The sequence below is a fragment of the Acinetobacter indicus genome, from assembly GCF_009914475.1.
Taxonomy (GTDB): domain Bacteria; phylum Pseudomonadota; class Gammaproteobacteria; order Pseudomonadales; family Moraxellaceae; genus Acinetobacter; species Acinetobacter indicus.
Window position 1 is genome coordinate 1,221,349 of the sequence record NZ_CP045198.1, and the last position, 20,575, is coordinate 1,241,923.

Annotated in this window: 21 protein-coding genes; 18 read left to right on the forward strand and 3 right to left on the reverse strand. The window is 45.8% G+C overall.

Annotation, left to right across the window (positions count from 1 at the left end; translation table 11 throughout):
* Positions 1-21: 21 nt before the first annotated feature.
* Positions 22-372 carry a hypothetical protein gene (locus GA693_RS06295; RefSeq protein WP_005178707.1) on the forward strand — a complete coding sequence of 117 codons (351 nt, stop codon included), beginning with the start codon at positions 22-24 and terminating at the stop codon, positions 370-372.
* Positions 373-521: 149 nt separating this feature from the next.
* Complete coding sequence (locus GA693_RS06300; RefSeq protein ID WP_160241219.1) at positions 522-1,433, forward strand: bestrophin family protein; 912 nt, start codon at positions 522-524, stop codon at positions 1,431-1,433.
* Here the strand turns inward: GA693_RS06300 and prmC are convergent.
* Positions 1,430-2,257 carry a peptide chain release factor N(5)-glutamine methyltransferase gene (gene prmC, locus GA693_RS06305; protein ID WP_075166875.1) on the reverse strand — a complete coding sequence of 276 codons (828 nt, stop codon included), beginning with the start codon at positions 2,255-2,257 and terminating at the stop codon, positions 1,430-1,432. The two genes, GA693_RS06300 and prmC, sit on opposite strands and share 4 nt — an antisense overlap.
* On the reverse strand, positions 2,257-3,345 hold the full coding sequence (gene prfA, locus GA693_RS06310; RefSeq protein WP_005178710.1) for a peptide chain release factor 1: 1,089 nt from the start codon (positions 3,343-3,345) through the stop codon (positions 2,257-2,259). The genes prmC and prfA overlap by 1 nt, the downstream gene beginning before the upstream one ends.
* Before the next feature lie 358 nt (positions 3,346-3,703).
* Between prfA and GA693_RS06315 the strand changes: the two genes are divergently transcribed.
* The 4 genes from GA693_RS06315 (at position 3,704) to GA693_RS06330 (ending at position 6,788) form a co-directional block, all read left to right on the forward strand.
* Positions 3,704-4,126: a glycine zipper domain-containing protein gene (locus GA693_RS06315; protein WP_005178713.1), complete on the forward strand. Its 423-nt coding sequence runs from the start codon at positions 3,704-3,706 to the stop codon at positions 4,124-4,126.
* Positions 4,127-4,348: 222 nt separating this feature from the next.
* Positions 4,349-4,852 carry a glycine zipper domain-containing protein gene (locus GA693_RS06320; RefSeq protein WP_045794933.1) on the forward strand — a complete coding sequence of 168 codons (504 nt, stop codon included), beginning with the start codon at positions 4,349-4,351 and terminating at the stop codon, positions 4,850-4,852.
* 150 nt (positions 4,853-5,002) lie between these two features.
* Positions 5,003-5,998: an LLM class flavin-dependent oxidoreductase gene (locus GA693_RS06325; protein ID WP_005178716.1), complete on the forward strand. Its 996-nt coding sequence runs from the start codon at positions 5,003-5,005 to the stop codon at positions 5,996-5,998.
* 220 nt (positions 5,999-6,218) lie between these two features.
* Positions 6,219-6,788, forward strand: coding sequence for an NAD(P)/FAD-dependent oxidoreductase (locus tag GA693_RS06330; protein ID WP_160241218.1), 570 nt, complete (start codon positions 6,219-6,221; stop codon positions 6,786-6,788).
* A gap of 183 nt (positions 6,789-6,971) precedes the next feature.
* On the opposite strand, the gene ppsR is transcribed toward GA693_RS06330, so the two are convergent.
* The gene (gene ppsR / locus GA693_RS06335) at positions 6,972-7,808 is read right to left on the reverse strand and encodes a posphoenolpyruvate synthetase regulatory kinase/phosphorylase PpsR (protein ID WP_104488923.1); all 837 of its coding nucleotides are present in this window, start codon (positions 7,806-7,808) and stop codon (positions 6,972-6,974) included.
* Between the two features lie 155 nt (positions 7,809-7,963).
* On the opposite strand from ppsR, the gene ppsA reads away from it, so the two are divergent.
* From ppsA to alr, 12 genes are all read left to right on the forward strand, one after another.
* Complete coding sequence (gene ppsA / locus GA693_RS06340) at positions 7,964-10,342, forward strand: phosphoenolpyruvate synthase (protein ID WP_160241217.1); 2,379 nt, start codon at positions 7,964-7,966, stop codon at positions 10,340-10,342.
* Positions 10,343-10,408: 66 nt separating this feature from the next.
* Positions 10,409-11,203, forward strand: a complete 795-nt coding sequence (locus GA693_RS06345; RefSeq protein WP_075166879.1) for an RDD family protein — start codon at positions 10,409-10,411, stop codon at positions 11,201-11,203.
* A 297-nt stretch (positions 11,204-11,500) separates the two neighbouring features.
* Entirely contained in the window at positions 11,501-12,577 is a 1,077-nt protein-coding gene (cyoA, locus tag GA693_RS06350) for a ubiquinol oxidase subunit II (RefSeq protein WP_104491605.1), read from the forward strand.
* A 3-nt stretch (positions 12,578-12,580) separates the two neighbouring features.
* Complete coding sequence (gene cyoB / locus GA693_RS06355; protein WP_104491607.1) at positions 12,581-14,563, forward strand: cytochrome o ubiquinol oxidase subunit I; 1,983 nt, start codon at positions 12,581-12,583, stop codon at positions 14,561-14,563.
* A 4-nt stretch (positions 14,564-14,567) separates the two neighbouring features.
* The gene (cyoC, locus tag GA693_RS06360) at positions 14,568-15,188 is read left to right on the forward strand and encodes a cytochrome o ubiquinol oxidase subunit III (RefSeq protein ID WP_005178726.1); all 621 of its coding nucleotides are present in this window, start codon (positions 14,568-14,570) and stop codon (positions 15,186-15,188) included.
* Positions 15,185-15,514: a cytochrome o ubiquinol oxidase subunit IV gene (locus tag GA693_RS06365; protein WP_171065104.1), complete on the forward strand. Its 330-nt coding sequence runs from the start codon at positions 15,185-15,187 to the stop codon at positions 15,512-15,514. The genes cyoC and GA693_RS06365 overlap by 4 nt, the downstream gene beginning before the upstream one ends.
* 10 nt (positions 15,515-15,524) lie before the next feature.
* Positions 15,525-16,403 (forward strand): heme o synthase, encoded by an 879-nt coding sequence (gene cyoE / locus GA693_RS06370; RefSeq protein WP_160241216.1) that lies wholly within the window; start codon positions 15,525-15,527, stop codon positions 16,401-16,403.
* A gap of 298 nt (positions 16,404-16,701) precedes the next feature.
* Entirely contained in the window at positions 16,702-17,091 is a 390-nt protein-coding gene (gene rpsF / locus GA693_RS06375; protein WP_005178734.1) for a 30S ribosomal protein S6, read from the forward strand.
* A gap of 11 nt (positions 17,092-17,102) precedes the next feature.
* Entirely contained in the window at positions 17,103-17,330 is a 228-nt protein-coding gene (gene rpsR / locus GA693_RS06380) for a 30S ribosomal protein S18 (protein ID WP_004719336.1), read from the forward strand.
* A 9-nt stretch (positions 17,331-17,339) separates the two neighbouring features.
* Complete coding sequence (gene rplI, locus GA693_RS06385; protein WP_005178742.1) at positions 17,340-17,786, forward strand: 50S ribosomal protein L9; 447 nt, start codon at positions 17,340-17,342, stop codon at positions 17,784-17,786.
* Between the two features lie 209 nt (positions 17,787-17,995).
* Positions 17,996-19,441 carry a replicative DNA helicase gene (gene dnaB, locus GA693_RS06390; RefSeq protein ID WP_005178744.1) on the forward strand — a complete coding sequence of 482 codons (1,446 nt, stop codon included), beginning with the start codon at positions 17,996-17,998 and terminating at the stop codon, positions 19,439-19,441.
* A 45-nt stretch (positions 19,442-19,486) separates the two neighbouring features.
* Positions 19,487-20,557, forward strand: coding sequence for an alanine racemase (gene alr, locus GA693_RS06395; RefSeq protein WP_160241215.1), 1,071 nt, complete (start codon positions 19,487-19,489; stop codon positions 20,555-20,557).
* The last annotated feature ends 18 nt before the right edge of the window (positions 20,558-20,575 follow it).

Genomic DNA, 20,575 nt, shown 5'->3' on the forward strand with positions numbered 1-20,575 from the left:
ACTCCATCTTTAGAGGTTCCCATGCTTAAGATGATTGATGTGCTTGCACAAAATCTGGTTCAAAATTTTAATCACGCACTTTCTACTCCTTCAGAGCAACTTGATGAATTGCTGAATCAAGGCATTCTCAACACCTCTGAAGATCAGTTACGTAATGCGATGGCGGCATTTTTTGATCGTGAAGATGCGCTAGAAGCGGCACAAGCCTTAGATATTCCTCAGGAAGATCTGCACGCCTTACAAGCAGGCTTAGCACTTAAAGATGAAAACCTGAGCGAAACGGCAAAAATTGTAGCGCTGTGTCTGGCTTTAGAAACCGATAGCCTGGCTCAGGTGGAAGTATCTGACTGTCTGCAAGATTATCCAATGTAAATCTTGAGCAGTTACCCAACGCCTTATTCAAGTGACGCTACGGCGTCACTTTTTTTGACTGGATTATACTGAATCATCCCAACGTATACGGCTTGCATTGCCTTGTCCGGCTATGGAACACTACGGCTGAGCATCCGCGCAGAAGCACTATGATTATTCGGGATAAAAGCAACAGTTTCGCATTACTTTTTGCATGGTCAGGCACCATCTTGCCCAAGGTCATGCCGGCCTTAATGATGGTGGTGTTCATTTCCACCGTGCTGGTCTATCTGTCCTCGCATCATTATGTACAGGCGCCGGCCGTGCCCGCGATTGGCTTTACCATTTTCGGGGTTATCCTGTCGATTTTCCTCAGTTTCAGAAATACTGCCAGTTATGAACGCTGGTGGGAAGGCCGCAAATTATGGGGGCAGCTGATTGCCACCTCACGCCATCTTACCCGTGATTCCTATGTGTTGCCGCCCGCCGAACGTCAGGTGCTGATGTATCGGGTAATGCTGTTTAGCAATTTACTGAAAAACCGGCTGCGCACCCAGAATGAGCCGATTGATTTTTATCATAACAAGGTCAATTTAAGCCCGGCCGATTATCAGGCGCTGTTTGGGCATATTAATGCCGCCCAGTTTATTCTGGAACAGATTCAGAAAGATCTGGTCAAGGCCCTGCACAGCGGCGAACTGTCAGATATTGTCTATCATGGCCTGAACAAGCACATTATCAGCTTAGGGGATATTCAGGCCGGTTGTGACCGGATTCTGACCACGCCGTTACCTTTTTCGTATTCGGTATTGCTACACCGCACCGTGTACTGTTTCTGCTTTATTCTGCCTTTTAGTTTAGAGGCGAATTTAGGTATCTGGACCCCCATTCTGGTGGGATTGATTGCCTATCTGTTTTTGGGCTTGGATGCCTTAAGCGAACAGCTGGAAGAACCGTTTGGCCTGCAAGACAATGACCTGCCACTGAGTGCCATGGTCCGGCTAATCGAACGGGAAATGCTGAGTGCCTTGGGTGAAGAATTACCTCCGGCCATTCAGGCGATTAAAGGCAACCTGACTTAATCGCCGAGTTGGCCGATAGTCACCCGATCATTACCGCCATAATCCAGAATGGTGCGTACCGCAACAAAACCGGCATCGTTAAAGATATTTTGCACAGCTACTGCCTGATCATAACCATGCTCTACAGCAATCCAGCCTTGCGGTTTTAACCAGTGCTTGCCTTGCTGAATAATAATCTCAAGATCAGATAAGCCCTGCTTGGCCGCCACTAAGGCCCGTTCAGGTTCGGTGGCCAAATCTTTCATATGTACATCATCAGCCGCAATATACGGTGGATTCGACACAATCAGATCAAACCTCGGCTCGGCAGGAACGCCTAAAGCAGCAAACCAGGCGCCCAGCTTAAACTCTACCCGCTCCAAGTTATGCGTCTGCGCATTTTCTTTGGCAACCGCCAGAGTCGGCGGATAAATATCGGTTGCAGTCACCTGCCAATCCGGACGTTCCGATGCCAAGGCCAAGGCAATCGCACCGGTGCCGGTACCCAAGTCGATAATCGCCGCTTGTGCCGGTAAATCCAGTTGCAAACAGCTTTCTACCAGTACTTCGGTATCTGGTCTTGGCACCAGGGTATCTGGTGTGACTTTTAAATCCAGTGTCCAGAATGGCTGTGAACCGGTGACATAGGCCAAGGGTTCACCTGCTTCAATCCGGGCAATACCCGCAAGATATTGCTGTTCCTGTTCTGGGCTTAGCTCACGATCGGCCTGATATTTCAGCGCCAAGGCAGATAAACCTAGAATATGCTCCAGTAGCCAGAGATTTTCCTGACGTTCGTAGCTGTCTGCTACGCCACGAATGGCCAGTGCATCGGCAATTTTCATTAGCCACCATTTTGCTGGGCAAGTAACGCCAGCTGATCGGCCTGATATTCACGGTGCAGGCTGTCCAGCAATTCGGTTAAATCACCTTCCATCACTGCATCTAACTTATATAAAGTTAAGTTAATACGATGATCGGTCATCCGCCCTTGCGGATAGTTATAGGTGCGAATACGCTCGGAACGGTCACCGGAACCGACCAAGTCACGACGCATTTCCGAAGTGGCAGCATCTGCTGCAGCACGTTTGGCATTTTCCAGACGTGAGGCCAATAAGGCCATGGCTTTGGCTTTGTTCTTGTGCTGCGAACGTTCTTCCTGACATTCCACTACCGTTCCGGTTGGAATATGGGTAATACGCACCGCAGAGTCAGTTTTGTTGACGTGCTGACCACCGGCACCCGACGCGCGGTAGGTATCAATACGTAAATCTGCCGGGTTAATATCCACCGTGGTATCGACATCAATTTCAGGCAAAATAGCCACGGTACAGGCGGACGTATGTACACGGCCTTGCGATTCAGTTGCCGGAACACGCTGGACACGATGTGCGCCACTTTCAAATTTCAGGCGGCCATAGACCCCGTCACCATTAACCAGACAAATCACTTCTTTATAGCCGCCGTGTTCGCCTTCGTTTTCTGACAGCACTTCAATACGCCAGCCTTGAGATTCGGCATATTTGCTGTACATGCGGAATAAATCGCCGGAGAAAATTGCTGCTTCATCACCACCGGTGCCGGCACGAATTTCCAGATAGGCCGAGTTGGCATCATTCGGATCTTTAGGAATCATCAGGATGTTTAAATCCGCTTCCAGCTGTTCAATCAGTGCCTTGTTTTCCTTGATCTCTTCCTGCGCCATCTCTTTAAAGTCAGGATCGGACAGCATTGCTTCAGCCGTTTCAATATCGGCTTCGGCCTGGGTATATTTGCCCCAGACTTCGGTAATTTCGCTCAGGTCATTGTGTTCGCGCGACAGCTGGCGAAAGCGTTTGTTATCGGAAATGACTTCAGCATCGGCCAAGAGTGCTGTTAATTCTTCGTGACGGTCAGAAAGTTGATCTAATCGTAAACGTAACGATTCTTTCATTGTGCAAATTATCTCAATATACAGGCTGTCGCCCTAATTCAATAAGGCCAGCGAAATCAAAAAATTGCCATAGTTTAACGATTCTGGCCAGCAAATAACATCTTTATTCGTAGCAGAAACTGCGTGGTTGATGGCCAAATCCGGCAAATACGCTACAGCGTGCAAGAGATGCATCCTGCCTCTTTCAATTTAAAGTCTGGGCTGCCGATAAAATCGACAGTTTTAATACAACTTATACAAAGCCGAAACCAAAGCACTGAATTATGAAGGTGCCTCTCCATATTTGCAGGGAATCCTTTTGTTACATTTACTGCCATCAAATGACATTAAAAAGTCCGCTCTTGGACATGGAGTGAATATGAAACTCAATGCTGTTTTATTAAGTGCAACGCTTGCTGCCACTTCTTTCATGACGGTGAATGCACATGCTGACAATGCGACCCGTGTAGCTGCAGCCAGTGCCTTAGGTAGTGTCGCAGGTACAGCCTTAGGTAAAAACATGGGCGGTACCACGGGTGCAACCATTGGTGCGGCTTTAGGTGGTGCAGGTGGCGCAGCTGTAGCCAGTAACAAACGCCATCGTACTGAATCTGCCATTGGCGGTGCCTTAGGTGGCGGTGCGGGTTATACCGTGGGTCAGAACATGGGCGGTACGAATGGTGGTTATATTGGTGCAGCGCTCGGTGCAGCCGGTGGTGCAGCGCTGGGTAACAAGATTTCCAAAGATAAAGAATACGACCGTTACCAGGAACGTAAATGGAAGAAAAAACGTCGTCGTTAATTCTCCCCTTGTAAAAAAGCATCTTCAGGATGCTTTTTTTACGCCTGGGATTTCATTTTTTCAGTAGATGGATGAGGAGGCAATTATGAAGAGATTCGACAGAAAAATTACACAGCGTTGACCAAAATTAGCATTTTGACACCTGTGCCCTCCACGATCTTTTCTCAAAGTTTTTCTACATTAAAGTCAAGACAAATTGAATGTGCTCTTTGGAGTGTAACCATGAAGATCAACAAAATTTTATTGAGTACAGTACTGGCCAGCTCAGCGCTTATGATGGGTACAGCACACGCCGACAACAACACCCGTGTCGCAGTAGGTTCCGCTTTAGGTGGTGTGGTCGGTGCAGCCATTGGCCAGCAAATGGGCGGCTCAACCGGTGCGTTAATTGGTTCTGCCTTGGGTGGTGCCGGTGGTGCAGCAGTCTCTGCCGATAAACGTGACCGCAATGGTGCAGCCATTGGTGCCGCTTTAGGTAGCGCTGGTGGTTATAGTGTCGGTAAAAACATGGCCGGCAGCAATGGTGGTTATATTGGCGCAGCCTTAGGTGGTGGTGCAGGTGCAGTGTTAGGTACCAAAGTCAGCGAAGATCGCCGTTATGATGACCGTTATGACCGTCGCTACGACAGCCGTGGCTACCGTTACAACGACTATCGTTATAATGACCGTTACCGCGGTGATAATGGCCTGCATCTGGGTCATTATAAAAACGGGAAACGCCGTTAATTTCAAAGTTCAAAATCTGAACCTATCACAAGCACCTTCGGGTGCTTGTGTTGTTTTACACGATGAAACCTTATATCGAAAAAAAGCGATATACAAACATCGGGACACAACGTATGCTGTGAGCCATAGATATGTGAATAGAGAACGCCAATGCGCAGTTTAAAAGACACACAATTTTCCATTCTGGAACTGGCACCGGTTCGTGACGATAAAACCATTCAATTTTCCCTGCATCATGCGCTAGAGCTGGCGCAACGGGCAGAAAAACTGGGCTATGCCCGCTTCTGGCTGGCTGAACATCATAATATGGACGGCATTGCCAGCTCGGCCACAGCGGTGCTGCTCGGCTACATTCTGGCCAACACCCAGACTTTAAAAGTCGGCTCTGGCGGGATTATGTTGCCCAACCACGCCCCTTTAGTGGTGGCAGAACAGTTCGGTACACTGGCTACACTCTATCCGGACCGGATTGAGCTGGGTCTTGGTCGTGCGCCCGGCACCGATCAGACCACCATGCGTGCCTTGCGCCGTGGCCGTCAGGAAACTGAAGACCAGTTCCCGCAAGATGTGCTGGAAATTCTGCACTATTTCAAAGAACCTGAACCGCAGCAACGCATTGTAGCGACGCCGGGACAAGGCACCCATGTTCCGGTCTGGTTACTCGGTTCCAGCCTGTTTAGTGCCCAGCTGGCAGCCCGATTGGGTCTGCCCTACTCGTTTGCCTCACATTTTGCGCCGCGGATGCTCGGTCAGGCCATTCAGCTGTATCGGGATAACTTCCAGCCGTCTGAATATCTAGATCGGCCTTATGTATCGATGGGCGTGCCAACGGTCGTGGCGGCCACCGATGAAGAAGCGCAGTTTTTGGCCACCAGTGCCTATCAGCGGGTTTTAGGTTTAATGCGTGGTCAGAGCCTGAAACTGAAAGCGCCAGTCGCCAGCATGGACGGTTTATGGTCACCGGCTGAAAAAATGTCGGTGGATAACTTCTATGCCATGGGTCAAATTGGCTCACCTTCGACTGTTAAAGCCGGCTTAGAACAGTTGTTGAGCCGTTATGAGGTCGATGAGTTTATCTTTACCTGTGATGTCTATGACACTGAAAAACGTCTGCAAAACTTTGACTACCTGATGCAGCTCAAATAAGTTTCATCGAGCTGTAATGGAGCCTGTAAACCGTGTGGATTTACAGGCTTTTTTTATTGTGACGGTGAATCTATTCTCGCCCCATCCTGCACTGATATTTTCGTCACCGTGACCGAAATGACTGGCCAGATAGTTAAAGCGCTTTACCTTCCAGCAAGAGCTGACTAAAAATAGAGTAAAACATCTAAATTGATAAAACCAAGAATGAAAGGATGCCCTCATGGTCGTTAAACAGCAGGATACCGGCAAAAGCGTTTTTGAAAATTGTGCAGCAGACTTTCATGCCTTTCAGGGGCTTTGCATCAGTGCCAAAGACAGCAAACAGCATGACTTCAGTCAACGCAGCGTGGTGATTATTGGTGCCAATCAGGACAGTGTCTCGCAGCTGGACAAAATTGCCCAGGTCGCCAGTCAGGTTAAAGTCTTTCAGATTGAACCGCATTTTGTATTACCGAGTACCGAACGCGGTATCCATCGTTTAATCAGCCATCCACTGGTATTTAAAAACCGCCGGCTGTTTAACAACCGGGTCAAGAATATTCTGGCCTTGCGCTTTTTAGATGCGCAGGTGGTAGATACCTGGCTAAAACGTCAGCTAACCCCGAATATTGCCGATACCCAGCACGCCTATTTTAAATCGGACAGTTATTATGCTGCGCTGCAACGTGACAACTGCCAGTTAATTACCTGGCCCATTGCCCGAATTGCAGAACACAGTATTTATACCATTGATGGCAGTGAATATAAGGTCGATGTGATTATTACGACTCACCGTAATCCGGAAAAGTAAATACAGGTACAAGTAAATTAAAAGAGCGGTAAATTAAGAGAAAAGTGTTATTAATTTTCAAGCCGATGAGAGCAATGGATGAAACAGGATTTTAGGCCGATTTTTTAGTTTTTTAATTTATTTTCAGTCTAATATCCACTGGAATACTGCAGCCTGTAGTATTCCAGCTTTAACAACAATTACTTAACCAATACGACGTTTTAGACCGGTCATTTGCAGGACACGGGTGGAAATTTCTTCAATCGACATTTCAGACACATTCAGGTATTTAATACCTTCAGAAATATAAATGCCTTCAATGGCACGTAATTCCATCTGGCACTGGTTAAAGCTGGCATAACGGCTATTGGCTTTACGTTCGGTACGAATTGCCACCAGACGCTCGGCATCAATCATCAAACCGAATAATTTATGTTTGTGTGGACGCAGCACAGCTGGCAAACGGTTATCATCCAGATCTTCTTCGGTCAGTGGATAGTTGGCCACACGTATACCAAACTGTAATGACAAATAAATCGAGGTTGGGGTTTTACCAGAACGGGATACGCCAATGAGAATCAGATCAGCTTTGTCATAGTGACGGGTACGTGCGCCATCATCATTGTCCAAAGCAAAATGTACCGCATCAATACGTGCCTTATATGACTCAGAATCTGTCACTGCGTGAGTTTGTCCAACCAAGGTGGTTGGTGGTGTACCCAATTCCTCTGAAAGCTTGCTAATTAAGCCTTCGAACACATCTAGGTTAATCGCTTTTGCAGTGTTAATAATGTCACGCACATATTGATCTACTAGCGTGTCAAAAACCAAAGGCAGTTGACCATCTTGCTGTGCACGCGCATTAATCTCAGTCACCACATTCATTGCCGCTTCTTCAGACGTAATATAAGGATGAATGTGAATATCAAAGTCTACATTTGGAAATTGCGCTAAGAGTGAATGTCCAAGGGTTTCAGCTGTAATTGCAGTTCCATCGGAAATAAAAAAAACACTCCGCTTAATTTGTTTACCTTCGGACATTAAAATTCTCCTTAAACATTTGTCTTAGTGCTATATAATCTTTATAGTAAACTGATCTTACATGACTGTCGCTTAGTTAAATCAAAAAGCTAAGCATATTCAATATAATTTCATGCCAAGATAGTGATTAATACTGCAAAAGTGGAGTAATAACTTTGGAAGCGCGCGTAATTGGTCTAGAAAAATTAGGGAAACACGACGTTGAGCTCGTAGGTGGGAAAAACTCATCTCTGGGCGAAATGATCAGCCATTTGTCTAATGCTGGCGTCTCTGTACCAGGTGGCTTTGCGACAACGGCTCAAGCTTATCGTGAATTTCTCGAGCAAAGTGGCCTAAACGCTAAAATTCAAGCCGAGCTTAAAACGTTAAATGTAGATGACGTCAATGCTCTTGCTGAGACAGGCGCAAAAATCCGTCAATGGATTATCGACACTCCGCTTACGGCAGAACTTGAAAAAGAAATCCGCGATGCTTTCGCAGAACTTTCTAACGGCAACCCTGACATCGCGGTTGCCGTTCGTTCATCTGCTACCGCAGAAGATTTGCCAGATGCTTCTTTCGCGGGTCAACAGGAAACTTTCCTGAACATCCGTGGCATCGACAACGTCCTGATTGCCATTAAAGAAGTATTTGCCTCTTTGTACAACGACCGCGCAATTTCTTACCGTGTACACCAAAACTTTGACCATGATGTTGTTGCCCTGTCTGCTGGCGTACAACGCATGGTGCGCTCAGAAACAGGTGCCGCAGGTGTAATGTTCACCCTGGATACAGAATCTGGTTTCCGTGATGCAGTCTTTATTACGGCTTCTTACGGTCTGGGTGAAATGGTGGTACAAGGTGCGGTCAACCCGGACGAATTCTATATCTCTAAGCCACTGTTAAGAGCAGGTAAACACGCAGTTCTACGTCGTAACCTCGGTTCTAAACACCAGAAAATGATTTATGGTGAAGAAGGTGCGGCTGGTAAATCTGTGGTTGTGGTTGATGTTGAAAAAGCCGACCGTCAACAGTTCGCCTTAAACGATCACGAACTGCAAGAACTGGCAAAACAGGCGTTAATCATTGAAGAGCACTATGGTGCACCAATGGACATCGAATGGGCCAAAGATGGTGATGACGGTTTAATTTACATTGTTCAGGCGCGTCCGGAAACAGTGAAAAGCCGTCAAAACGTGGGCACCATGGAACGCTACCTGCTGAAACAACGCGGCACTGTGTTGTGTGAAGGCCGTTCAATTGGTCAGCGTATCGGTTCTGGTAAAGTTCGCATCGTAACCTCGATTAAAGAAATGGACAAAGTCCAAGACGGTGATGTACTGGTTTCTGACATGACCGACCCGGATTGGGAACCAGTGATGAAACGTGCCGCTGCCATTGTCACGAACCGTGGTGGTCGTACCTGTCACGCTGCGATTATTGCGCGTGAATTAGGTGTTCCTGCAATTGTGGGTTGTGGTAATGCCACTGAAGTCTTGACTGACGGTCAGGAAGTGACAGTATCTTGTGCTGAAGGTGATACCGGTTTCATTTACGAAGGTGCTTTAGATTTTGAAGTACAACGTAACTCAATCGAGTCGATGCCTGCGCTGCCGTTCAAGATCATGATGAACGTGGGTAACCCGGACCGTGCATTTGACTTCGCGCAAATTCCAAACGAAGGCATTGGCCTGGCACGTCTTGAGTTCATCATTAACCGTATGATTGGTGTGCATCCAAAAGCACTACTGAATATTGACAGCTTGCCACGTGAAACACGTGCAGCCGTAATGGCACGTACTGCGGGTTATACTTCTCCAGTTGAATTCTATGTGGAAAAACTGGTAGAAGGTATTTCAACGCTGGCAGCCGCGTTTGCAGACAAGCCAGTCATCGTGCGTATGTCTGACTTCAAATCAAACGAATATGCCAACCTGATTGGCGGTAAGTTATACGAGCCGGAAGAAGAAAACCCGATGCTAGGCTTCCGTGGTGCAAGCCGTTATGTATCAGACAACTTCCGTGACTGCTTCGAGCTTGAATGTCGCGCACTGAAAAAAGTCCGTGATGAAATGGGCTTAACCAACGTACAAATCATGATTCCATTTGTACGTACTGTGGCTGAAGCGAAACGTGTGATGGAACTGCTGGCACAAAATGGCCTGAAACGTGGTGAAAATAGTCTGAAAGTGATCATGATGTGTGAATTACCAACCAACGCCCTGTTGGCTGAGCAATTCCTTGAACACTTCGACGGTTTCTCAATCGGTTCAAACGACTTGACCCAGTTAACCCTTGGTTTAGACCGTGACTCAGGTATTGTTTCTCACCTGTTTGATGAACGTGATGCAGCGGTAAAAGCCCTGCTGTCGATGGCGATTCATGCTTGCCGTAAAGCGGGCAAATATGTCGGCATCTGTGGTCAAGGTCCATCTGACCACCCTGACCTGGCAAAATGGCTGATGGAACAAGGGATTGAATCTGTGTCGCTGAACCCAGACTCAGTATTAGACACCTGGTTCTTCCTTGCTGAAGAAAAAGCTCAACAAGCTTAATAAAACATGTTAAAAAAGACCCAGTCATTGGGTCTTTTTTATTTATAGATTTGAGATTTAAACTTTATGCAGATTTACTTGGCACGAAATAATCAACAAGCCGGTCCATATACCCTGGAGCAAGTAAACCAGATGCTTGCCAGCCAGCAAGTGTTACTGACAGATCTTGCATGGCATCAAGGGATGACAGAATGGAAAGCTTTAGGTGAGCTCACCCAAGGTAAACTTGTATATCAACCTGAAGGCTACGAGCCTGCGCCGGCCGCACCGGAAGCATCACCGTTTCAGCAGCCGCAGAATACTGCCAGCTATAACAATTCAAGCCTGAACCAGCCGCAAGCAAAAGCCACTCAAACCGAACTGGCCTCTATCGGCACCCGTGCACTGGCGAAAATTATTGACCTGTTGCTGTGGTTACCGGCTGCCGCCATTCCATCTTTCTTTTTAACGCAGGACCAGTTTGGTCAACTGTCTGAACTGCAACAGAAAATGCAGTCAGCCACCAGCTCTGATCAGGCCGTGCAATTACAGTCAGAACTGTTTCGCCTGATTCCTGCCGATGCCTGGCAAATGATGGCTATTTACCTGCTGATTATGCTCGGGATTCAGGCGTTTCTGCTGGCCAAAAGTGGACAGAGTATTGGTAAACGTTTAACCAAAATCAAGATTGTCGATGCTGAAGACCACAGCAAAGTAGGCCTGACCCGCGTATTTGCCCTGCGTACCCTGGTTTTCATTATTTTGAATCTGTTATTCATGCCGTTTATTACAATTGCCGATTATATCTTCGCTTTGGGTGAAAAACGTCAGACCTTGCATGACAAACTGGCCAAAACCAAAGTCGTAAAGCAAGAAAAATAAAAGATCAAAAAAGGGATGAAATTTCATCCCTTTTTTATTCATTACATTGATATACAAATAAAAATATTTCGTAAAAAAGTTAATTCCGAGTGACAGAATCGGTTTTTATTACAGTCATTTAAAGCCGCTTTTTGAGTAGCTTAGTTTGTCGATATCAGGCATAATGCCCTACAACGTAGCGGTGTATCATGATTGACAAGGATTTTTGCGTCAAAAAAATACTTATCAATCATGCGACACTATAATCGCTATCCCATAATTAAATTAGGGAATGGGACTCTTCACCGAGGTTGTAAAATGAGACAAACGATTTTAGCTGTATTGTCTTTATCTACGATGGCTGCACTCTTAACCGGGTGTGGTGGTGATATGGTACTTCTAAACTCGCAAGGTCCAGTTGCTGAAGGTCAATCGAACCTGATGATGACTGCGATCTACTTGATGCTATTAGTGGTGATTCCTTCAATCATCATGGCATTATGGTTTGGTTGGAAATATCGCGCATCAAATAAAGATGCAGACTATAAACCAACATGGGCACACTCTACTGCGATTGAAATCGTGGTTTGGGGTATCCCGGTTATTATTATTGGTATTTTAGCTTGGTTAACTTGGTGGGGTTCCCACAAGTATGACCCATACCGTCCAATCGAGTCAGATAAGGCTCCATTAACTGTTCAGGTTATTGCCGAACAATTCAAATGGATCTTCATCTACCCAGAACAGAACATTGCGACTGTTAACGAAATCCGCTTCCCAGAGCAAACGCCGGTAAGCCTTCGTTTAACATCTAACTTTACAATGAACTCGTTCTTTATCCCTGCATTGTCTGGTCAGATTTATGCAATGGCGGGTATGCAGACTCACCTGAACATATTAGCGAACAGCACTGGTCAATACCGCGGCTTCTCGTCTAACTACTCAGGTTACGGTTTCTCTCAAATGCGCTTCCTTGCTCACTCTGTAACTGAAGCTGATTTTGATCAATGGGTAACTGCGGTTAAAGCCGGACAAGGCACAACGATCAATCCTGAAGCTGTTCAAAAAACAGTTCTAGATCAAGCTGAATTTGCATCTTTACGTGACGGTAACCGTTCACAGAAACAAATTGATGCAATGGTTCGTAACGCGAAAACAGAACTAGAGAAAAAACTTGCTGCAACTGCTGAAGCAGAAGGTCCTTATAAGACTCAGCCACATCCTGTGACTTATTACTCTTCTGTAGAGCAAGGCTTGTTTGAATCTGTGATCAATAAATACATGAGTAACTATCATGGTGCAGACCATTCAGCTCAAGCTGAAACTGCGCTTGAAGCGCCTGCTTCAGAAGCTCATGTAAACGTTGAACATGCGACTGCTTCTGTAGAGGAATAAGACATGTTTGGTAAGTTAGGACTAGATGCAATTCCGTACGATCCAATCGTACAGGCTACAGTTGTAATGATGATCCTGGGCGGTCTCGTTCTTGTTGCGGGTATTACCTACTTCAAGAAATGGGGTTACCTGTGGAATGAATGGTTCACATCTGTAGACCATAAAAAAATTGGTATCATGTATATCATCGTGTCTGTGGTCATGCTGCTGCGTGGTTTCGCCGATGCGATCATGATGCGTCTTCAGCAATTCCTTGCACGAGGTGGTGGCGAAGGTTATTTACACCCTGAGCACTACGACCAGATCTTCACCGCACACGGTGTGATCATGATCTTCTTCGTGGCAATGGGTCTTGTAGTAGGCTTGATGAACATCTCTGTACCTTTACAGATTGGTGCTCGTGACGTTGCCTTCCCATTATTAAACTCTTTAAGCTTCTGGCTGTTCGCTGGTGCTGCGGGTCTAATCATGGTTTCACTTGCAATTGGTGAGTTCGCTGCAACAGGCTGGATGGCTTATCCTCCACTGTCAGGTATTGAATACTCTCCAGGCGTAGGTATGGACTACTACATCTGGGCATTACAGATCTCCGGTTTAGGTACGCTTCTAACGGGTGTTAACTTCTTCGTTACCATCATCAAGATGCGTGCGCCTGGCATGAAATTAATGGACATGCCGATCTTTACCTGGACATCTTTATGTACAGCGGTACTGATCATTGCTTCATTCCCAGTGTTAACTGCAACAATTGCAATGTTAACGCTTGACCGTTACTTCGGTTTCCACTTCTTTACAAACGACATGGGTGGTAGCCCAATGTTGTATGTAAACCTGATCTGGACTTGGGGTCACCCTGAAGTTTATATCTTGGTATTACCAGCATTTGGTATTTACTCAGAAGTTGTTGCGACGTTCTCTCGTAAAACGTTGTTCGGCTACAAATCAATGGTGTATGCAACTGTAGCAATTACTGTATTGTCTTTCGTTGTATGGGTTCACCACTTCTTTACCATGGGTGCAGGTGCCAACGTTAACGCGTTCTTCGGTATCATGACCATGATTATTGCGATCCCGACGGGTGTGAAAATCTTCTCTTGGTTATTCACCATGTACAAGGGCCGCATCACCTACACAACTCCAATGCTGTGGACACTTGGCTTCCTAGTGACTTTCGGTATCGGTGGTTTAACAGGTGTATTAATGGCAGTTCCACCAGCGGACTTCCTGGTACACAACTCTTTATTCCTGATCGCTCACTTCCATAACGTAATTATTGGTGGTGTAGTATTCGCGATGTTCGCAGGTATCATTTTCTACTGGCCAAAAATGTTTGGTTGGAGACTGAATGAAACTTGGGGTAAAGCTGCATTCTGGTTCTGGTTCTTAGGTTTCTACTTTGCGTTCATGCCGCTGTATATCCTTGGTTTCATGGGTATGACGCGTCGTCTGAACACATATGACAACCCAGATTGGGACCCATATGTCATGATCGCGATGGTGGGTTCGGTAATGATTGCCATTGGTATTGCATGCTTCTTGATGCAAATCATTGTTGGCTTCTTGCAACGTAACCAGCGTCTTGACCACACTGGCGACCCTTGGGATGGCCGTACCCTTGAATGGGCGACTTCATCTCCTGCTCCGTTCTATAACTTTGCGCATCTTCCAAAGATCAATGGTATTGATACTTTCTGGACTGACAAAGAGAATGGCGTAGCTTACGCGAAACCAGCGAAGTACGAAGACATCCACATGCCAACCAACCGTGCTGCGGGCTTTGTGATTGCTATGTTTATCACAGTAATGGGCTTTGCACTTATCTGGCACATCTGGTGGTTAGTAGTTGTAACGTTTATCGCGTCTATCATTTCGTTCATCGTGAGCTCGTTCACGAAGAAAGTGGACTACTATGTTCCTGCAGCAGAAGTAGAACGCATTGAAAACGAACGTTATGCCTTACTTGAAAAACACTTGAAGAAGGACTAAGACAATGGCTGAGGTACTTCATCACGACAACCACGGACACGATGAGCATCATCATCACGATGATACTGACATCACTGTCTTTGGTTTCTGGACTTACTTGATGAGTGACTTGATCATTTTCGGTACACTCTTCATTGCATTCGCTGTATTAAGCAGCCACGTTCCAGTTGGTACTCCAAGTGCAAAAGATCTTTTTGGCGAGTCTTTAGGTTTCGTTTTAACTGAAACCTTCGCCCTGCTGATCTCTTCAGTAACCTTTGGTTTTGCAGTTCTGGCTGCATACAAAAAAGATGTTGCTAAAGTTTTAACTTGGTTAGGCATCACATGGATCTTCGGTGCGATCTTTATTGGCATGGAACTATATGAGTTCAATCATTTAGTTCACGCTGGTCATGGCCCAAGCGTTAGTGCGTTCTTATCTGCGTTCTTTACTTTAGTTGGTACGCACGGTATTCACGTTACTTCTGGTCTGGTATGGATGATCGTGTTAATGATTCAAATCAAGAAATATGGTTTGACTCTACCTAACATGCGTCGTCTTGCTTGCCTAAGCTTGTTCTGGCACTTCCTTGACATCGTATGGATCTGTGTATTCAGCGTCGTTTACTTGATGGGAGTTCTATAATGGGTCACGATCACAACGCTGCTGGCGCATCACACGGTAACTTCAAGCAGTACTCTGTTGGCTTTATCCTGTCTGTTATTTTAACCGTTATTCCTTTTGGTATGGTTATGGCAGGTGGTTTTAGCCGCGGTCTGCTGGTCACAGTTATTGCGATTACTGCGGTTGCTCAGGTTCTTGTACAGTTAGTTTACTTCCTGCACATGAACTCGTCTTCAGAACAACGCTGGAACGTGATTGCGTTTATTTATACAATCCTCTGTATCGCTATTCTGTTAGTCGGTTCAGTATGGATTATGAACTACCTTCACTACAACATGATGATCTAAACTGGTTGTCATGCTGAAAAAGTATTTATTCCTGACTAAGCCAGGAATTCTCTTCGGTAACTTCGTTACCACTTTGGGTGGCTACTTTGTAGCCACTCAAGGTTCTGTAGATTTCCTTCTCCTGCTTCTTACCCTTCTGGGCACTACCCTGGTAGTGGCATCTGGATGTGTGGTTAATAACGTAATTGACCAAGACATCGACCAAAAAATGCAACGTACACAAAATCGTGCGATGGTAAAAAAAACCATTTCAGTTCCGGTTGCTTTAGCGTTTGCTTTAGTACTGGGTGTACTGGGTTTTAGTATTTTATGGTTTGGGGTAAATGCGTACGCTTTCCTTTTTGCCGTGATTGGTTTTGTAGTTTATGTCGGCTTTTATAGCTTATGGACCAAACGCACCACCATTCATCAGACCATTATTGGTAGTATTTCGGGCGCAAGCCCACCGGTTATTGGTTATACTGCGGTTGCAAACCAGTTTGACCTGGCTGCCCTGCTTATTTTTCTGGGCTATGCACTGTGGCAAATGCCGCATTCCTGGGCGATTGCCATTTACCGCTTCGATGACTACAAAAATGCAGGTATTCCAATTTTACCTGTGGCGCGTTCTGTGTATCGCACCAAAGTAGAGTCGCTAATTTATGTGATTCTGTTTACAGTGGTCATGAATGCCTTATTTGTATTTGGATATGCCAACTGGTTATATCTGCTGATTTTAAATGCCCTGTGTATTTACTGGCTGTACATTGCCATCCTCGGCTTTAAAGCAGAAAATGATCAGCTGTGGGCAAAGCGCTTTTTCCTGTTCTCTGTAATTTTAATTACCGTGATCAGTTTAAGCTTCAGCATTACTGCGCAAGATCCTGCAAATTCAATCATCCTCTTTTAAAAGATAGAGCCCTCTCTATCTTTTAAGATGGGACTCCCCTTCTGCTTCCGGTTTTCTTTTCTTCGATCTCTTTTTTCTGATTTATAGATACTTACTCTCTATTAGTAAGCTTATTACCATAATTCCCCCACCTCACTCTTTTGTTGAAATAAGTGATCAAGCTCTTTGTTCAATGGCTTGTATTTCGTTAGCAAAAGCACTAAAATTCACGCTTCGCAATTTTGCGACACAACCCTGGTTGTGACTCCTTGCTTCTGGCTATTTGGTCAGGGGCTGCATAAACCGTAAGGAGCTGACAATGCGTCACTACGAAATCGTACTTTTGGTACACCCAGACCAAAGCGATCAAGTTGTGGGTATGGTAGAACGTTACCTGACTCACATCAAAGAAGCTGAAGGTCAAATTCACCGTTTAGAAGATTGGGGCCGTCGTCAATTGGCTTACCCAATTAACAAAATTCACAAAGCGCACTACATTTTAATGAACGTTGAATGTGGTCAAACGACTCTTGATGAACTTGAAGAATTGTTCCGTTATAACGACGCGATCCTTCGTAGCTTAATCATCCGTCGTGAAAACGCTATCACTGAAGAGTCTTTACTGGCTAAGAGTGCTGAAGAAAAACGTGCGCGTAAAGCTCAACGTGAAGAAGCACAACAAGTTAACCAAGACTCTGCTGAAGCATAAGGAGAACATCAATGGCACGTTTTTACCGTCGTCGCAAGTTCTGCCGCTTTACAGCTGAGAACGTTACGTACATCGACTACAAAGATATCGATACTTTAAAACAGTACATCACTGAAAACGGCAAGATCGTTCCTAGCCGTATTACAGGTACTAAAGCTCGTTACCAACGTCAATTAGCGCTTGCGATCAAACAAGCTCGCTACTTAGCGTTGATCCCTTACACTGACAATCATAAGTGAGGTTGAGCTGTGGATATTATCTTATTACAACGCATTAAAAACCTTGGTAAATTAGGCGATAAAGTATCAGTTAAAGCTGGTTACGGCCGTAACTTCCTTATCCCTCAAGGTAAAGCAGTTGCTGCGACTGAAGCAAACACTGCTGCTTTTGAAGCTCGTCGTGCTGAACTTGAGAAGCAAGAAGCTGAAGTATTGGCTGCTGCTCAAGCACGTGCTGACCAACTGAACGAAGTAAATATCGTAATCACTGCGAAAGCGGGTGACGAAGGTAAATTATTCGGTTCAATCGGTACTCGTGACATCGCTGACGCGTTAACGAACGCTGGTTTAGAAGTAGACCGTTCAGAAGTTCGTTTACCAAACGGTGCGCTTCGTCACACTGGTGAATTCAACATCGCAATCCAATTGCACCATGATGTTGTTGCTGAAGTTCTCGTTACTATCGTATCTGAGTAATTTCTCGCAAGAAAAAAGGGCATGCCTTGGCATGCTCTTTTTTTATTTCTGTAAAAATCTCCTCACCTTTTTGTAAGCCATCCGTTCTTAAAATCTGCTCGCTTTTTTTGCCAGAGCGCGTATGATTTGTGGTTACACCGTTTATTGAATTCATGCTATAAGACCACCGGTTTTATTTGGTATTCATCGTATTAAAATCAGGGAATTATATGTCACAGGCGCTGGCCAACACCAAACCAACTCCAGTCAAAACAGAGAGTTCCAGCAACGATTCCGGTGCACTCAAAGAGTTTCGCACCCCGCCGCATAACCTGGCCATTGAGCAGGCCGTTCTGGCTGCCCTCATGACCGTGGCCGAATCACTGGAACAGGTCGGAGATGTATTACAGGAATCCGATTTCTACGCCACGCGACACAAATATATTTACCGTGCCATTGATACCCTGGCCAAAGAAAACTCCCCTTATGATGCCGTTCTGGTCAATGACTGGCTGATCAAGCACAATCTGCTTGATGCCATTGGTGGTGAAGAATATCTCATGCAGCTGATGGCCGATTCACCATCGAGTTTCTATAACCTGGAAACTTATGCGGCTAAAATTAAAGAGTTTTCGACCTTAAGAAACATGATTAAAGTCAGCTCGGAAATTCTGCAAAATGCCTATGACACCAAAGGCCGCACTGTCAGTGAAATTCTAGACCTCGCTGAAACCAATATTTTCCAGATTGCCGAGCAGCACAATAACAACAAGAAAAATGCCGGTCCGAAAGCCATTAATACCGTCGTGGCCGATGTCTTCGACAAGTTAAATGAACTGTCGCAAATGGATGGCAACATTACCGGTCTGACCACCGGCTTTGTCGAGCTGGACAATAAAACTTCGGGGATGCAAGCTGGCGACCTGATTATTGTTGCGGCCCGTCCGTCAATGGGTAAAACCACCTTTGCCATGAACCTGGTTGAAAGTGTACTGTTCAATAACGACCTGCCGGCGCTGGTTTACTCCATGGAAATGCCAGCCGATTCAATTGCCATGCGTCTGATTTCCTCGTATGGCAAAGTGCATCAGGGGAATTTACGTTCCGGCAAACTCAGCGGCGATGAATGGTCCAAAGTCACCGGCACCATTTTACAGCTACAAGAAAAGCATTTATATATTGATGACTCATCAGCACTGCCTCCAACCGAAGTACGTTCGCGTGCGCGCCGGATTGCCAAACAGCACGGCGGCAAACTCGGCTGTATCATGGTCGACTATTTGCAGCTGATGAAAGTACCCGGCATGGGCGATAACCGTGTCGGCGAGATTTCAGAAATTTCGCGTAGCTTGAAAGCCTTAGCCAAAGAAATGCAGTGTCCGGTCATTGCCCTCTCCCAGCTCAACCGCTCGCTGGAAAACCGTCCCAACAAACGCCCAGTAATGTCCGACCTTCGTGAATCGGGTGCGATTGAGCAGGATGCCGACTTGATCATGTTCATTTACCGTGATGAGGTCTATAACAAGGAATCTAAAGAAGCCGGTACTGCCGAAATTATTATTGGTAAACAGCGTAACGGCCCGATTGGCACCGTGCGTCTGGCGTTTGAAGGCCAATACACCCGCTTTAGTAACCTTTCCCCTGAGTTTTATGCTCAGTACGATGATGATGAATAATTCAGCCATCATTGCCTTTCCATGACCCTGTAGGAGTAAATAAGGGTGCGCCAAGCTACAGTTTATATTGATCGCGCTGCGCTTCAATATAATTTAAACCGTGTCAGACAACTTGCCCCAACTGCCAAAATTGTCAGTATGGTCAAAGCCAATGCTTATGGACATGGCGTTAAAGACTGCTTAGCAGCCTTACAAGACAGCGATGCCTTTGGTGTCGCCTGTTTACAAGAAGCACTGGAAATTCGTGAACTGGGGTTCCAGCAACCCATCACCCTGATTGAAGGCGTGTTCACTAAAGATGAAATGCCAATTGTCATTGAACGGAATATCGAGATTGTGGTGCATCAGCCTGAACAGGTTGCATGGCTCATTGCACATAAAGATGCCTATATCTCTAAAAACCTGAAAGTCTGGGTTAAGCTCAACAGCGGCATGAACCGTCTGGGCTTTAAACTTGAGGTGATTAAAGAGGTCATTCAGCAATTAAAATCGGCTGGTTTTACCTGTGTTCTAGCCATGCACTTCGCCAATGCAGATGCCGATCATCCACTGAATGATGAACAGATCCGTCAGTTTCTGGAAGTGAAAAACGACTGTGCCCCAATTTTAGCTTCGTGCTGTAATTCTGCCGCCATCTATAAATATCCGGAACTGCATTTTGACTTTGTCCGTCCCGGTATCATGCTTTACGGCGCAACCCCGTTTGCAGATCGAGATATTCATGCGCTGGATTTAAAACCGGTGATGACCTTTAGCGCAGAAATTATTGCCTTAAATGAGATTCAGGCCGGTGAACAGGTTGGTTATGGCTCGACCTTTACTGCCGATAAAGCTATACAACTGGCTATTGTGTCCATTGGCTACGGTGATGGTTATCCACGTGCCTTCTTTGCGCAGAATTTTGTCGCCATTAACGGCCAAAAAGCAGTGGTAGTCGGTCGTGTTGCCATGGATATGATTGCTATTGATGTAACGGGATTGGATGTTCAGTTAGGCACGGAAGTCGAACTTTGGGGCAAGCAACGATTAGTGGATGATGTTGCTGCAGCCAATGGCACCATTGGTTATGAGCTGTTGTGCCGCTTAACCCAGCGTCCGGACCGTAAAATTATTTAATCTGCTCGATTAACAAAA

Coding starts and splice junctions, on each gene's coding strand:
- GA693_RS06295 (WP_005178707.1), top strand. CDS start 22: ATGCTTAAGATGATTGATGTGCTTGCACAAAATCTGGTTCAAAATTTT.
- GA693_RS06300 (WP_160241219.1), top strand. CDS start 522: ATGATTATTCGGGATAAAAGCAACAGTTTCGCATTACTTTTTGCATGG.
- prmC (WP_075166875.1), bottom strand. CDS start 2,257: ATGAAAATTGCCGATGCACTGGCCATTCGTGGCGTAGCAGACAGCTAC.
- prfA (WP_005178710.1), bottom strand. CDS start 3,345: ATGAAAGAATCGTTACGTTTACGATTAGATCAACTTTCTGACCGTCAC.
- GA693_RS06315 (WP_005178713.1), top strand. CDS start 3,704: ATGAAACTCAATGCTGTTTTATTAAGTGCAACGCTTGCTGCCACTTCT.
- GA693_RS06320 (WP_045794933.1), top strand. CDS start 4,349: ATGAAGATCAACAAAATTTTATTGAGTACAGTACTGGCCAGCTCAGCG.
- GA693_RS06325 (WP_005178716.1), top strand. CDS start 5,003: ATGCGCAGTTTAAAAGACACACAATTTTCCATTCTGGAACTGGCACCG.
- GA693_RS06330 (WP_160241218.1), top strand. CDS start 6,219: ATGGTCGTTAAACAGCAGGATACCGGCAAAAGCGTTTTTGAAAATTGT.
- ppsR (WP_104488923.1), bottom strand. CDS start 7,808: ATGTCCGAAGGTAAACAAATTAAGCGGAGTGTTTTTTTTATTTCCGAT.
- GA693_RS06345 (WP_075166879.1), top strand. CDS start 10,409: ATGCAGATTTACTTGGCACGAAATAATCAACAAGCCGGTCCATATACC.
- cyoA (WP_104491605.1), top strand. CDS start 11,501: ATGAGACAAACGATTTTAGCTGTATTGTCTTTATCTACGATGGCTGCA.
- cyoB (WP_104491607.1), top strand. CDS start 12,581: ATGTTTGGTAAGTTAGGACTAGATGCAATTCCGTACGATCCAATCGTA.
- cyoC (WP_005178726.1), top strand. CDS start 14,568: ATGGCTGAGGTACTTCATCACGACAACCACGGACACGATGAGCATCAT.
- cyoE (WP_160241216.1), top strand. CDS start 15,525: ATGCTGAAAAAGTATTTATTCCTGACTAAGCCAGGAATTCTCTTCGGT.
- rpsF (WP_005178734.1), top strand. CDS start 16,702: ATGCGTCACTACGAAATCGTACTTTTGGTACACCCAGACCAAAGCGAT.
- rpsR (WP_004719336.1), top strand. CDS start 17,103: ATGGCACGTTTTTACCGTCGTCGCAAGTTCTGCCGCTTTACAGCTGAG.
- dnaB (WP_005178744.1), top strand. CDS start 17,996: ATGTCACAGGCGCTGGCCAACACCAAACCAACTCCAGTCAAAACAGAG.